Source organism: Microvirga sp. TS319 (assembly GCF_041276405.1).
Taxonomy (GTDB): Bacteria; Pseudomonadota; Alphaproteobacteria; order Rhizobiales; family Beijerinckiaceae; genus Microvirga.
This window is the reverse complement of record NZ_JBGGGT010000001.1, coordinates 1,261,805-1,275,664: the sequence shown is the minus strand read 5'-3', so window position 1 is coordinate 1,275,664 and position 13,860 is coordinate 1,261,805. Positions and strand designations below refer to the sequence as shown.

At 59.7% G+C, this 13,860-nt stretch carries 14 protein-coding genes; 5 read left to right on the top strand and 9 right to left on the bottom strand.

Features of this window, described 5'->3' with window-relative positions; translation table 11 throughout:
- Positions 1–762, top strand: a complete 762-nt coding sequence (fhuF, locus tag AB8841_RS05765; RefSeq protein ID WP_370434871.1) for a siderophore-iron reductase FhuF — start codon at positions 1–3, stop codon at positions 760–762.
- 48 nt (positions 763–810) lie between these two features.
- On the opposite strand, the gene AB8841_RS05760 is transcribed toward fhuF, so the two are convergent.
- From AB8841_RS05760 to AB8841_RS05720, 9 genes are all read right to left on the bottom strand, one after another.
- Positions 811–1,197 (bottom strand): LysR substrate-binding domain-containing protein, encoded by a 387-nt coding sequence (locus tag AB8841_RS05760; RefSeq protein WP_370434870.1) that lies wholly within the window; start codon positions 1,195–1,197, stop codon positions 811–813.
- A gap of 445 nt (positions 1,198–1,642) precedes the next feature.
- Positions 1,643–2,554, bottom strand: coding sequence for a ribokinase (locus tag AB8841_RS05755; RefSeq protein ID WP_370434869.1), 912 nt, complete (start codon positions 2,552–2,554; stop codon positions 1,643–1,645).
- Positions 2,555–2,596: 42 nt separating this feature from the next.
- The gene (gene rpiB, locus AB8841_RS05750) at positions 2,597–3,043 is read right to left on the bottom strand and encodes a ribose 5-phosphate isomerase B (RefSeq protein ID WP_370434868.1); all 447 of its coding nucleotides are present in this window, start codon (positions 3,041–3,043) and stop codon (positions 2,597–2,599) included.
- 65 nt (positions 3,044–3,108) lie between these two features.
- Complete coding sequence (locus AB8841_RS05745; protein WP_370435551.1) at positions 3,109–3,900, bottom strand: transporter substrate-binding domain-containing protein; 792 nt, start codon at positions 3,898–3,900, stop codon at positions 3,109–3,111.
- A 34-nt stretch (positions 3,901–3,934) separates the two neighbouring features.
- On the bottom strand, positions 3,935–4,690 hold the full coding sequence (locus AB8841_RS05740) for an amino acid ABC transporter ATP-binding protein (RefSeq protein ID WP_370434867.1): 756 nt from the start codon (positions 4,688–4,690) through the stop codon (positions 3,935–3,937).
- Position 4,691: 1 nt separating this feature from the next.
- Positions 4,692–5,360, bottom strand: a complete 669-nt coding sequence (locus AB8841_RS05735; RefSeq protein WP_370434866.1) for an amino acid ABC transporter permease — start codon at positions 5,358–5,360, stop codon at positions 4,692–4,694.
- A 9-nt stretch (positions 5,361–5,369) separates the two neighbouring features.
- Positions 5,370–6,053 (bottom strand): amino acid ABC transporter permease, encoded by a 684-nt coding sequence (locus tag AB8841_RS05730; RefSeq protein WP_370434865.1) that lies wholly within the window; start codon positions 6,051–6,053, stop codon positions 5,370–5,372.
- Between the two features lie 16 nt (positions 6,054–6,069).
- Entirely contained in the window at positions 6,070–6,975 is a 906-nt protein-coding gene (locus AB8841_RS05725) for an NAD(P)-dependent oxidoreductase (protein ID WP_370434864.1), read from the bottom strand.
- A 20-nt stretch (positions 6,976–6,995) separates the two neighbouring features.
- The gene (locus AB8841_RS05720; RefSeq protein ID WP_370434863.1) at positions 6,996–7,751 is read right to left on the bottom strand and encodes a FadR/GntR family transcriptional regulator; all 756 of its coding nucleotides are present in this window, start codon (positions 7,749–7,751) and stop codon (positions 6,996–6,998) included.
- A 425-nt stretch (positions 7,752–8,176) separates the two neighbouring features.
- Here AB8841_RS05720 and ilvA point away from each other — a divergent pair, with 425 nt between their 5' ends.
- The 4 genes from ilvA (at position 8,177) to AB8841_RS05700 (ending at position 13,821) form a co-directional block, all read left to right on the top strand.
- Entirely contained in the window at positions 8,177–9,733 is a 1,557-nt protein-coding gene (ilvA, locus tag AB8841_RS05715; RefSeq protein ID WP_370434862.1) for a threonine ammonia-lyase, biosynthetic, read from the top strand.
- Between the two features lie 397 nt (positions 9,734–10,130).
- Positions 10,131–10,784, top strand: a complete 654-nt coding sequence (locus tag AB8841_RS05710; RefSeq protein ID WP_370434861.1) for a cold-shock protein — start codon at positions 10,131–10,133, stop codon at positions 10,782–10,784.
- 394 nt (positions 10,785–11,178) lie between these two features.
- Positions 11,179–12,027, top strand: a complete 849-nt coding sequence (locus tag AB8841_RS05705) for a lysine/arginine/ornithine ABC transporter substrate-binding protein (protein ID WP_370434860.1) — start codon at positions 11,179–11,181, stop codon at positions 12,025–12,027.
- A gap of 807 nt (positions 12,028–12,834) precedes the next feature.
- Positions 12,835–13,821 (top strand): formylglycine-generating enzyme family protein, encoded by a 987-nt coding sequence (locus tag AB8841_RS05700; protein WP_370434859.1) that lies wholly within the window; start codon positions 12,835–12,837, stop codon positions 13,819–13,821.
- The last annotated feature ends 39 nt before the right edge of the window (positions 13,822–13,860 follow it).

The following is a 13,860-nucleotide window of genomic DNA, read 5'->3' as shown; positions in this document are numbered from 1 at the left end:
ATGATCCCCTCGCTCGCACCGTGCTTCAGCGGCACCTTTATCCGGTTCAAGGACGGGCTTGCACTCCCCGGCGAGCACGCTTCAGCCGTTTCAGGCCGCGATCTGCTCGAAACAGACGTCATTGAGCGTCTCATGGTCCGGTTCGCAGAGGTGTATCCTGGCGGCGATCGGCGGGCACTCGTGTCCATGTGGGCTCAATGGCATTTCGGAGCACTTATTATCCCGACCACTGCGGCGATCGTTTTCCTCGGCCGGGATCTCCCAGTAGAGCTCGATCAGGTCAGCATTGCACTGCACGAGGGCGGACAGACGGCTGCGATCATCGTGCCAGACGATGGGGCATCGCTGCCGCCTCGAGGAACCGATCGATTCACGCGCCTTTTCGCGAGGCATGTTGGACCCCTCGTCCGCCATTTGGCAGGCCAGTTCGGCGTCTCACCCCGGCTGCTGTGGAGTAACGCCGCAGATATCTTCGAGTGGACGCTTCAACAGGCTGCCGTGGACGACAGGGCCAATCCAGGCGCACTCGCCGAAGGACAGACCTTGCTGCAGAGCAAGTCGGACGGGGGCGGCCAGCCCAATCCCATGTTCGGTCTGGTCAAGTACCTGCCGCAGGATGGGCAGACGATCAGGCGTCGCAAGGTGTGCTGCCTGCGCTATCTGCTGCCCGGCATCGAGTGTTGCGGCGGCATCTGCCCGACACCCCCAAAGATGTGGTTGTCGCAGAAAGGCCCCGTAATGACTACCGTACGAACTAGCTAGAGCATCGGACGTGAGTTCGATGGCACGCCCAACGCTTGAGCGCGGCTATCACGATGTGCTATTACCCTTCTGTACAAGCGGCCTTGATTGCTTCCAGCGGTGCGGTAACGGCCTTGATTCCAGGCCGCCCTTGGTATCGCTCGCGGCCAATATCTCGTCAGAGAGCTTCTGTGCTGCCGGCGAGAGCTTCGATCCCGCTCTCCGGATCAAACCGATTTTACGCGACACGACAGGCTCGACCAGGGGAATACTCACCAGGTTTGGATGGGCGGCGCTCGGCATGCAAATGCTGGGAACGGCCGCAATGCCGACTCCTGCTTCGACGAGGGCGACGAGAGTCGAGACATGCTGTGTCTCGAAGAACGGTTGCGGCTTGTTCGCTATGGAGGATAATGCAAGGTCCATCAGGAAGCGGTTACTGCTCGCCCTCGTCACCGTGGCTCACCGCGATGGAGGATGTCGAGGCCGAGCTCAAGCCGCTCATCAATGCCGCGGAGCCTATTCCTCCGGTATATCCAAGAGAGGAATTCTAGCGCATCGTGCGAAAAAGTGGCCGCGGTTCCTCGTTGGAGCGATCCGCTCTTCTATAGGGGCGTCGAATTGATCTTAAAAGTGGATGCCACTTTTCACGTCCGATGCTCTGCCGCTCGTATGTCGATCCGACCTTCGGACTTTGGCCTCGGCGGGGCGGCTTCCACCCCGGCACTGCTCACCTACCGAGAGAAACGGACATGAACAGATCCCCCGAAGAGAAGGTCGCTGTCGTTACCGGCGCGGCAAGGAATATCGGCCGGGCGATTTCTCTAGAGCACCGGACGTGATATCGAACCCAGATCCGATGCTGTAAGTCGAGCCGGTATCGTCAGGGCTCATATTTCGCTCAAGCGGTTCCGATTTGCTCACGCGTCGGCATGCCGGCCTGAGCGCCATGGGCAAGGCAAGTCAGCGCTGCACCGTGGCAAGCTCGCTCAAGAGCCGTCGTGAGGGGAAGAGCCTCGTCGAGAGCGCTGGCCAAGATGCCGACGAAGGTGTCGCCGGCTCCAGTTGTATCGACAGGCTGGATCGGTTTCGCTTCGATCCTGTCACGTTGCCCGTCAGGATGAAACGCGAAAGCTCCGCGCGCACCTGCCGTAACAACGCAAATGCAGCCGCTTTTCGACAGGAAAGCCCCTGCCTCCTCTAAGGTGCCGGCCGTGCGGCCGAGAAGCTCCGATGCTGTGATGGCCTCATGCTCGTTGACGACGAAGATATCGGTTTCGCCGATCAGATCGGAGAGGTCTCGCGCTGGGAATGTCGGCGGGGCCGGCGCGAAGTTCCAGATCACACGGCCGCCAGCTTCTCTCACCTGGCGAGCGACATTGAGGGATTCCGAGAAGGGGACCTCCATTTGAAGAACCGCGATCGTAGACGCATCGATCCGGAACCCGCGGATCTGGTCCTCCGTCAAAGAAGTATTCGCCCCACTGGCGACGGTAATTGCGTTCTCGCCGTGTTCGTCGACGGTGATGAATGCACATCCGGTCGGTTCAGAACTGATGGCAACAAGATCAGCTGCGACACCATTGCGAACAAGGTTGTCCCGCGCAGATTGGCCAAAAGAGTCGTCGCCGACGCGAGCTGCCATCGCCACACGATGGGGTAAGGAAGCGCGCGCGGCTGCGATTGCCTGATTCGCGCCCTTCCCACCGAACACGATTTGGTAGCTGGGAGAGAGGACAGTTTCGCCCGGGCGTGGGATCGCAGCAACGCGCGCAACAAGATCGATATTAACAGAGCCAAAAACAAGGATCATGTTTACACGCGCTCCCTTTGAAAAATTGGATGGTGGTTACTGTCAGCCTTCGGCATCCATGGCGTGGAGCTTCTCCACTCGGCGGCGGCAGTCCTCATCCGTGGAGAAGGTCGCAGAAAGATAGGATGAGACGAGATCTTGCGCGAGCCAGGATCCGACAATCTTGGCGCCGATGCACATCACGTTGACGTCGTCGTGCTCGACCGACTGGTGTGCCGAGTGGATATCGTGGCAAACAGCCGCGCGTATCCCTTTGACTTTGTTAGCCGCGATCGACGCGCCGACACCCGTGCCGCAGACCATGATGCCGCGCTCGGCTTCGCCGGACTTCACCTTTTGAGTCAGCGCGCGAGCGATATCCGGGAAATCGACAGGTTTATCATCGAACGACCCGACGTCGATGACCTCATGTCCGAGTGTGCGGACGTGATCGATCACCGAATTCTTGAGGGACCATCCGGCATGATCCGACCCGATTACGACGCGCATTGAAGAGCCTTTCACTTATCATTGAAGGGTGAGTGGTGCCCAAGCACCACTCGAATTCTTAGGGTTTACGTCCGCATTTCCGGTGGAAGCTCGCTGCCGTGGAACTTCTTGTAGATCTCGTTCAGCTTGCCATTCTTCAAGTTGATCGAAATCCATTCATTGAGTTTCTCGATCAGGCGCGGCTCGCCCTTGCGCACGCCGATGGCAAGATCGAAGGTGCGAATGAGGACCTTCGGCTCGAACGTGCGGGCCGGGTTTTTGACGCCGATCTGGTTGGCAATCGTCGCTGAAGTCGCAACACAATCCGCCTGTCCGGAGACAGCGGCCGTTACCATCGTGGCGTCATCGTCGAAGCGGGCAAGGGTGAGATTCCGATCCTTCATGTTCGAAAGCTCGGTATCCTGGGTCGTGCCGCGGGAAACGGCAATCGTCTTGCCCTTCAGGCCTTCCCAGTCCTTTACTTCAACGCTCTTCAGGCATGCGACGACGGATTGCAGCGCTGCGTAGGCCTTGGTGAAATCGATGACCTTTGCGCGCTCCGGCGTAACGGACAGGGTCGAGATGATGATGTCCGCCTTGTTGGTCTGGACGTTCGGAATACGGGTCGCGCCCGTGGTCTGCACGAACTCGAGCTCAAGCCCCAGATCCTTTGCGAGAAGCTGAGCGGTTTCCACATCCGATCCCGTTGGCTTGAGATTGGCGTCCATCATGCCGGAGGGCGGAATCGCCATGTCGGTTGCGATGCGAATCTTCTTCTCATTCATGATGTCGTCAAGAAGGTCGGCACGTGCAGCCGTCGTGCCGAGAGCCACCATGCAGGTCATTGCAACCGCCGCAGCGGATAGTGGGCGTTTCATCATTATCGTTGTCTCCCTAAGTCCTGGTTGTCGTTCAGAGCCCTGTGCCAACGAACTGGGCGAGTTCCGGAGTTGCGGGCGTGGTCAGGATCGAAGCAGGTCCCGTCTCGTGGACCTTGCCGTGGTGCATGAACACGACCCGATTGGCGATACCTCTGGCAAATCCCATCTCGTGCGTGACCATCACCATGGTCATGCCATCCGCAGCGAGCGCCTCGATGACTTTCAGAACCTCACCGGTCAGCTCCGGGTCGAGCGCTGAGGTCACCTCGTCGAACAACATCACCTTGGGCTGCATGGCAAGCGAGCGGGCGATTGCCGCGCGTTGCTGCTGCCCTCCGGAAAGCTGTTCGGGATATTGGTGGAGCTTGTCTTCCAGGCCGACCTGAGTCAGGACTTGCCGCGCCTGTTCTTTCGCCTGGGCCTTCGAGATGCCTTTTACGGAACACGGGGCCAGCGTGATGTTCTCTTCAATCGTGAGGTGAGGAAACAGATTGTAGCTCTGGAAGACGATGCCGACATCCTGACGCAGAGCTCTCAGGTCGAGCTTCGGGTCACTGACGCGATGACCGCATACGAGGATCTCGCCGCTGTCGATCGTTTCGAAGCGGTCAATGCACCGCAATGCGGTGCTCTTGCCGGAGCCGCTGCGTCCGATCAGGACGAGGACCTCGCCGCGCCCGACATCGAAACTGACACCGTCGAGCACTTTGAGCGTGCCGAAGCTCTTGTGCACGCTCCTGAGGGAAACGACGGGCAGTTGTGTCGCTTCGTTCGAAATTCTGTGCATGTCAGACAGTCCCGAGTGAGATGCGGGTAGAGCTGCCGCGCGTTTCCAGGCGACGGCTGATGCGCGAGATCGGATAGCAAAGGGCGAAATAGATCACAGCGATGATGGTGTAGATCAGGAATGGCTCGAACAGCGAGTTGTTGATGATCTGCCCGGATCGCGCGAGCTCGACGAAGCCTACCACTGACGCCAGGGAGGTGTTCTTGATGATCTGCACCATGAATCCTACAGTCGGAGGCGTTGCGATTCGGATCGCCTGTGGCAGGATGACCTTCAGCATCCGCTGGGTGCGGCTTAGGGCAAGGCCTTCGGCCGCTTCCCACTGGGGTCTCGGTACGGATTGAATGCTGCCGCGCCAGATCTCACCCAGATATGCTCCGACATAAATGGTGAGCGACGCGCCCGCGGCCGTTAGGGGAGAAACAGTCAAGCCCAGCGTCGGCAGCCCGAAGTAAGTCAGGAACATGATGACGAGAAGCGGTGTCCCCTGAATGAGCTGGACGTAGCCCGCGCTGAGAAGCCGGATGGCCTTGTTCGGTGAGATACGGCACAGAGCGATGATGAACCCTGCGCCGCCGCCACCCAGCAGGCCGATGAGAGATAAGCCGACCGTCCACAATGCTCCGTAACCCAGGAATATGAGGTGATTGGCATTCAGCGAGCCGCTCATGTTTCCTCCTTACAACGGGGTGCCAAGGCGCCGGCGACGCGGGAAGATGACAAGTCCGAGCAGCCAGAACCCGGCACGCATGATCAGCGACAGAACGATGTAAACCAGTGCAACCAGGATGTAGGTCTCGAAAGCACGGTACGTGTCGGACTGGACGTAATTTGCAACCGCCGTCAGTTCCTCCGCCGAGATCTGGGACGTGACCGATGAGGCAAGCATCAGAAGCACGAATTGGCTCGTCAGGGACGGATAGACCTTCTCGATCGCCGGCCACATGACCACGTGCCAGTAGATCTGAGTGCGGGACAGGGCGAGGCCTTCGGCCGCCTCGATCTGCCCGCGGGGTATGGAGTCGAATCCTGCCCGGATGATTTCGGTCGTGTATGCGCCGACATTGATGGTGAGGGCGGCTGCCGCAACGGCGAACGCGGAAAACTTCAATCCAAGGCTGGCCAAACCGAAATAGACAAGGAAGATCTGGACCAGAAGCGGTGTGTTACGGATTGCCTCGACATAGATGTCGCAGATCCTTGACGCGATCGGATTCCGACTGCGTCGCCCAATGGCGCCGAGAACGCCGATGGCGGTTCCCAGTACGGTTGCAATCAAGGCGAGTTGAAGGGTGAGCAGCGCCCCATCGAGGAAGGCCGGCCATCGCTCGATAATGGTCGCAAAGTCCAGATTGAGGTTCATTCCTGCCGATGCCTCGTCAGGTTGCCGATTGACCGGTCATACGGTCGTAAACCCGGAAAAGAGCCTGGTTTCCGTTTGCGCCCTCGCCGTGGGCGCGGGCCTCGACATATTGGGAGGTCACAAGCGCCGTTCCTGGCAGTGGGACGGAAAGCGATAGAGCCTGCTCCTGGACGAGACGCAGGTCCTTGAGCATCAAATCGATCCGAAAGCCGGCGGAAGCATCGCCGGCGATCATCGCGGGACCGAGTTTATCGAGCATCCAAGACGCAGCCGAACCGCCGAGAAGCACATTTCGGAGCTGATCAAGGTCGACACCGGAGGCGCGGCCAAGCGCTAGCGCTTCGCAGATAGCCTGGAGATTGATCGCGCACACGAGCTGGTTGCAGAGCTTAACCGTCTGTCCGGCCCCGGCTTCGCCCACATGGGTAATTGTCGTCCCCATGGCTTGAAAATACGGTTCGGCGCGCTGAAAGGCGTTCTTGTCTCCTCCGACCATGATCGAGAGAGAGGCGTTCTTTGCGCCAACGGGGCCGCCTGATACAGGCGCGTCGAGGAGCGCTACGCCTGCAGCCCTGAGGTCGGCGTGCATGCGCCGGACTGCAACGGGCGAGATCGTGCTCATGTCGACGAAGAGGTGGCCTCGTGGCGGCGATGTCAGGAGCCCACCTTCGCCGTAGACGATTTCTTCGACCTGCGGCGTGTCCGGGAGCATGGAAATGACGATGTCCGCGTCCCGCGTGGCGTCCATCAAGGTTTCGGCTGCCGCCGCGCCGTGGGAGCGCAGGTCATCGACAGCATCCCGGCGGACGTCATAGGCACACACGGCATAGTCCGCCTTGAGCAGATTAAGGGCCATCTCGCGCCCCATCGTCCCCAGGCCGACAAACCCGACTGTTCCCCTATGGCCTCTTTGTTCCATCATGGCGTCTTGCTCTCGTCGTGTTATGATAGAGGGTTCCGGGATCCCGGTTCACCGATAGCCGCTCGGCGCCGGAAGTCGTCGCCAATGGCGAAATGCTCGCGCATGACCTTCTCTGCATGCTCCGGATCGCGTCCGACGATAGCGTCGAAGATGCGGCGATGATCCTCGATCAGGTAGGTCTTCATCGTATCGAAAACCTGAAGGAGTTCTCGTCGCCCCTGGTGGGAGCGCATCAGGATCCCGGACATGGAATCATGCAGGACGGTGAGCGTCTCGGATTTGCCCGCCATCACTACGGTGCGATGGAATTCGAAGTCGGCTACGCCGCCGGCATCAGCGTCATCAATGGTTTCAGTGATCCGCGCGAGCGCTTGCTGGAGCTTCTCAAAATCCGCGACAGTGGCCCGCTCCGCGGCAAGTCGGACAGCTTGGCATTCAATCGCGATGCGCGCCTGCATCACATCATCGATGACCTCGGACTGCTGTGCGAACGCGAATGTAAAGAAATCGTTGAGAACGGAAAGGTCAGGGCGGCGAACGATCGTCCCGACGCGGTCGCGGATTTCCACAACCCCGAGAACCGTCAAGGCACGCAAAGCCTCGCGCAGGATCGGCCGGCTCACGCCGAGCTGCGCAGCTAGATCGCGTTCAGGGATAAGCCGATCACCCGGTCGCAAGGAGCCTGCAAGCAAACGCTCGCGCAAGAAGGCAAACACCTTCTCAAACCCTTTGCCACCGCTCTCCCTAAGCCGCGTGATTTCAAGATCAGCGGACATATCTTTATATTACCGTGGTCAGACCACAATACATACCAGGGTTTGCCAGTCAAGCGTGGGGCTGGTGTCATCCGTATGGCCGTGGGATCGTTGCGCGGATCGCATCTGGGGCAGCATCCTGATGTCCTCACGCGGGCGAGAGGAAAGCGCGGATTTCAGTCGTTGACGATGGGACTGGGCGTGCCGCCAGACGGACCTTACCATCTCGTGGCAGGCAGTTATTGCGACCTCGCCGGCGCATTTAGGTCGGGTGCGCTCGAAGTGTGCGGGCTCGCCGTGGGAGATTGGCGGGAATTCGATTCCTATAATGCTTTGTATTCGCTTCAGGATCTGCTTTGCCGGGAAGCGTTGGAGGCTCTTGTTCTGGTCTGTATCGCCTCATAGTAAGGGCAGTGGCAGGTTCAAGTCGCGGGAGCTTATCAGACGTGCAGGACTATATTCGTAAAATTTTGGCTGCCCGGGTTTATGATGTGGCGATCGAGAGCCCCCTTGATCCTATGAGGCGCCTGTCGCAACGGCTCGGCAGCCCAGTCTGCCTCAAGCGCGAGGATCTCCAGCCGGTCTTTTCGTTCAAGCTCCGCGGTGCTTACAACCGGATGGTGAGTTTGGCGCGAGAGGCTCTTGAGCGCGGAGTCATCTGTGCCTCAGCCGGCAATCATGCCCAGGGAGTTGCATTGGCGGCTCAGAAGTTGAGTGCCAAGGCGACGATCGTCATGCCGCGTACCACGCCGGCCATCAAGGTTCAGGCCGTTAAAGGACTGGGCGGCCGCACGGTGCTCTATGGCGAGAGCTTCGATGAGGCCTATACCCATGCCCGCCAGCTCGAGAGTGAGAAGGGCCTGACCTTCATTCACCCCTACGACGATCCGGATGTCATCGCCGGACAGGGCACGATCGGGATGGAGATTTTGCGCCAGCATCCCGGTCCGCTTGAGGCTGTGTTCGTGCCGATCGGAGGAGGGGGGCTGGCCGCAGGTATTGCCGTCTATACCAAGTTTTTGCGCCCCGAGGTGAAGGTGATCGGGGTTGAGCCCGAGGACGCTGCCAGCATGGCGGCGGCGCTGGCATCGGGGGACAGGGTCATCCTGAACCAGGTCGGCCTGTTTGCCGATGGAGTCGCCGTACGGCAAGTCGGCGAGGAAACCTTCCGACTCTGCCGTGAACTGCTCGATGAGGTGATCACCGTCAGTACAGACGAGATCTGCGCGGCCGTGAAGGATATCTTCGAGGATACCCGAGCCATTGCCGAGCCCTCCGGTGCCGTCAGCCTCGCTGGGTTGAAGAAATATGTGGAGCGCGAGGGCACGCGGACACACGGACTCGTCGCCATTAACAGTGGCGCTAACATGAACTTCGACCGACTCCGGCACATCGCGGAGCGAGCGGAGCTCGGCGAGCATCGGGAGGCTTTGCTGGCGGTCAGTATTCCCGAGCAGCCGGGCAGCTATCGTCGGTTTATCCAGCTGCTGGGCAAGCGTTCAATCACCGAGTTCAACTATCGCTACGCCGACCCTGGTGCGGCACAGATCTTCGTTGGCGTACAGCTTGCGGAAGGAGATCTGGAAAAGCACCAGATCATTGGGTTGCTGCGGGAGCAGGGTTACCCTGTGCTCGACATGAGCGATAATGAGATGGCCAAATTGCATGTGCGCTACATGGTTGGCGGGCGGGCCCCTGGACTGGAAGACGAATTGATCCTCCGGTTCCAATTCCCCGAGCGGCCCGGCGCTCTGCTCAAGTTCCTCAATGGACTCTCCGGCGCTTGGAATATCTCACTGTTCCATTACCGTAACCATGGAGCCGATTATGGACGGGTTCTGGCCGGTATTCAGGTCCCGTTCGCAGAACGGCCATTGTTGAAACGCAGCCTGGATCAGCTCGGTTATCCTTATTGGGACGAGACGGATAATCCTGCCTATCGCGGCTTCCTGAGTGGCGGCGGACTGGAGAGCAACTCTCACTCCATGAGGAGCTCTTCATGACGGATCTTTGGCGCATCGTGCGAAAAACCGGGTCCACTTTTTCGCACGATGCACTAGCATCAGGTACAGGCGAGGAATGAAGACGTTCCCTCACTCCCTCTACCTGCCATCGCACCCCTGCTGAGGACATCGGCAATCAGCCTGTGGATACCTTATCGGGGGCACGGGGTTCGAGCGGCTTGGCTCCGACTCTTGGGCTGTGCTGTCCCGGCTAATGGCCGGGGACCGGGCATGTTTTGCCGGAACGGAAATAGTGTTTCATCTGGTGGTAACCATGATGAGCGCGCCAAATGCTCCATCAGAAGCTATCGTCTTCTTGCGTTGAAGGGATATGAGCGATACGTCTGTGTTCCGCACGTTAACGTGTTCCCGCTTACAAAGACAGAGGATGCTCCTGATGGGTCGGGGCAATGAACATCGTGATCGTCGACGTCAGTTCGGCGCTCGATCTACAGATTCCTGGGGCGACAACGGTCTTTCCCCATCGTATGCACAACCGCCGCATCAGGAAGCAAGCTCCTTCGGCTACGGCAGTGAAGCTGAAGCTCGAGTCAAATGGTTCAATTCCGATAAGGGCTTTGGCTTTGTCGAGCTGACGGATGGCTCCGGTGAGGCATTCCTGCACATCAGGCAGGTCGAGGCCGCCGGCCATTCGGCTCTGGAGCCTGGAACGACGCTGCTGGTGACCGTTGGTACAGGCCAAAAGGGTCCGCAGGTGACGAACGTCCTCAGTGTCGACGCCAGCACGGCCACAGTTGAACCGCCTCGACGTGCAACTCCGAGCAGAGCAGGTCAATCGGGTGGGATCCCACGGCAGGGTGCCAGCCGTCCCGAACCAAATGCCGCGACAGTACCGGGTACGGTAAAATGGTTCGACCCTGCGAAGGGGTATGGGTTCGTCACCGTTGAAGGTGAGAGTAAGGATCTATTCCTGCACATCTCCGTCGTGGAGCGGGCAGGGCTTGGGGCGCTGGCGCAGGGACAAACGGTCCGAGTCGCCATTGTGGAGGGCCGCAAGGGGCGCGAGGTCGGAGCCATCGAGGCCACCTGACCGGTCTTCCAGCAGTCTCAGGCATATACCTATCGAGGAGCAAGGCGGCGAATATCCACGTCGATCCTGCTCCTCGGAAGCGAGAGCCCGCGCCGCAGTCGCGCCGTAGGATTATCGTCTCAGAGAAGAGGGGCTTGATTCTACAGGGGCTAAAATGGCGGCCGGCCTCGGCATCGCCGCCTGAGCAGTCCCATCGACTGAGTTCGTTGCGCCCCGGCCAAGTTGATGCGCCTAACCCCAAGAGTGTATTCCCCTTTTCGGCCGATGGTCTGATGCCCTGGCACGTAGTGGAGGACAGAGCAAGGCATATGTGATCCGAGTACCACGCGTATGGAGATCGATGGTCCGAGACAGCTTCTACTCTACGATTTGTTTTCGACCCGGGAAAATTACAATGAAATGTACGACGATACTCAGTATTGCCCTACTCTCCACAGCATTCGCCGGCGGCCCTGCAACGGCTCAAGACCGAACGGTAAAGATTGCTGTTGAAGGGGCTTATGCCCCATGGAATTTCACGGGGGCCGGCGGAAAACTCGAAGGCTTCGAGATTGATCTTGCCAACGATCTCTGCGCGCGCATGAAAATGAAGTGCGAAATCGTTGCTCAGGATTGGGATGGTATGATCCCGGCGCTGAATGCCAAGAAATTCGACGCTATCATGGATGCAATGACGATCACGGATGAGCGCCGGAAGAGCATCGCCTTCAGCGACCGCTATGCCGACTCTCCCAACGGCTTCCTTGTCGCCAGGGACTCTCCGCTCGCCAAGATGCCGGGGACGGGACAAGCATACAATCTCTCCAGCCAACCTGCCGAGGCTGAGAAGGCCATCGAAGCCATCAAGCCTTTGCTAAAAGGCAAGACCATAGGCGTGCAGGTCTCGACTATCCAGTCGGCCTTCGTTGACAAGTACCTCAAGGACAGTGCGGATATCCGCGAGTACAAGACCGTCGAACAGCACGATCTCGACCTCGCGGCTGGCCGCCTGGATGCCGTCTTTGCGGGCGCAACGCAAATCATGGGCACCCTTGAAAAACCCGACTTCAAGACCGGTTACGCGCTTGTCGGCCCCTCTCTCACTGGAGGGGTGCTCGGGGGCGGTATCGGTATCGGCTTGCGGAAAGACGACACCGAGTTGAAGGCGAAATTCGACGAGGCCATCCATGCTGCCATCACGGATGGAACTGCCAGAAACCTGTCGATGAAGTGGTTCAAGGTTGACGTGACGCCGAAGGGCTAGAGCTGTTTCCATGCAAGGGAAAACAGCTCTTTTCTTCGGGCGGCCGCATTTTTGACGGTGAACCGGATTCACTTCACCGAAAAAATGCTCTAAGGCCTGTTACGCAACCAGTCGGTGGCGGCGGCGACGTAGAGAGCCGAGATGGCTTGTCGCCGTCTTTATCAGGGCGGATGGCCACCGCCTGCCACTCCTTGATCCGCGCCCGGAGGTTCACGGTGCGATAGCGCCGGTGGCAGGGGCGCTATCGTAGAGGGGGCCGGATGAGCAGTATGGCTCCGCACCACTGGCTCGGTGCCGTCTGCTCGAATGTGCTGGCGCCACGGAGTAGACGAGCGCGTCGTGCGAAAATGTGGACCCGGTTTTGAGGATCGGAGGGTGACGATCACACCGCGGCCCGCCTGCGCACCATCGCAGTGATCATCGGAGCGTGCCGATTCTCGCGGTTCCACACAGCCTCGCAGCGGACACCGAGGTTCGGCCCGCATCCGGAAAGTGCTGCCTCCAGGCCTTCGTCAACGGACGCAAACACCCGAGCACCAGCGAACTCCGTGAAACGGCTGCGCCTATACGCTGCATACCATGTGGCAGAGGTGTTTCAGTTGGAGGCTATTGAGCCCGGTTTCTCTGGATTTGTTAATAACGGGAGTGCGGTGAGCTGCATCGCCTCCGTTCGTGAGTCGACAGACTTGCTGAGTAACCCGAATTTTCATTCCGCTGTCCTGTTAGGTCAAGCACGAGCCCCGGCTTTAAGTATCTTGGGACGCGGGCAAGTCCATTCCCTTGCCCGTCGCCGAAAGCATCGCCGACATGACGCTGACCAACTCTGGATCCGCCTCGATCCCTCATTGGACGGACCCCTTGCATCGCGGGATGGTGTGGATTCCCGGCGGCAGGTTTCGCATGGGCTCCGATCGGCATTACCCCGAGGAGGCTCCTGCCCATTGGGTGACCGTCGATGGATTCTGGATCGACCGGATACCAGTCACCAACCGGCAGTTCCGCGAATTCGTTCGCGCAACCGGCTACGTCACAGTTGCCGAGAGGCAGCCGAATCCGAAGGATTATCCACGGGCCTTGCCGCATATGCTCAAGCCCGGTTCGTTGGTGTTCAGCCCGCCAAACTATCCGGTGAATCTGCGCGATTGGGGCCAGTGGTGGGCGTACATCTTCGGCGCCAGTTGGCGCCGGCCCCATGGGCCAGGCTCCTCGATCAAGGGCCTGGAGGATCATCCGGTGGTGCATGTCGCCTACCTGGATGCCGAGACTTATGCAGCGTGGGCCGGCAAGGATGTGCCGACGGAGGCCGAATGGGAGTTCGCAGCCCGTGGCGGGCTGGATGGGGCCGAGTTCGCCTGGGGCGACGAGTTCACGCCTGGTGGGCGGCACATGGCCAATACCTGGCAGGGCGCATTCCCGTTCCAAAACACGCGCGAGGATGGATTTGAGCGAACTTCACCGGTCGCGACGTACCCGCCTAATGGCTATGACCTCTACGACATGATCGGCAATGTCTGGGAGTGGACGTCGGACTGGTACGTCCCCAAGCATCCCGCGGATGCCGCCAAGTCCTGTTGCATTCCTGCCAACCCGCGTGGCGGGCAGGAGGGCGAGAGCTACGATCCCTGCCAGCTGGAGACCCGGATTCCCCGCAAGGTCGTCAAGGGGGGCTCGCACCTGTGCGCCCCGAGCTACTGCCGTCGCTACCGGCCGGCGGCGCGCCACCCGCAGCCGGTCGACAGCTCGATGAGCCATGTCGGCCTCCGCTGCATCATCAGAGAGAGGAGCACCCGATGAGTCACGATCGTGCGTTCTCAGCGACGACAGGCGGCAGAC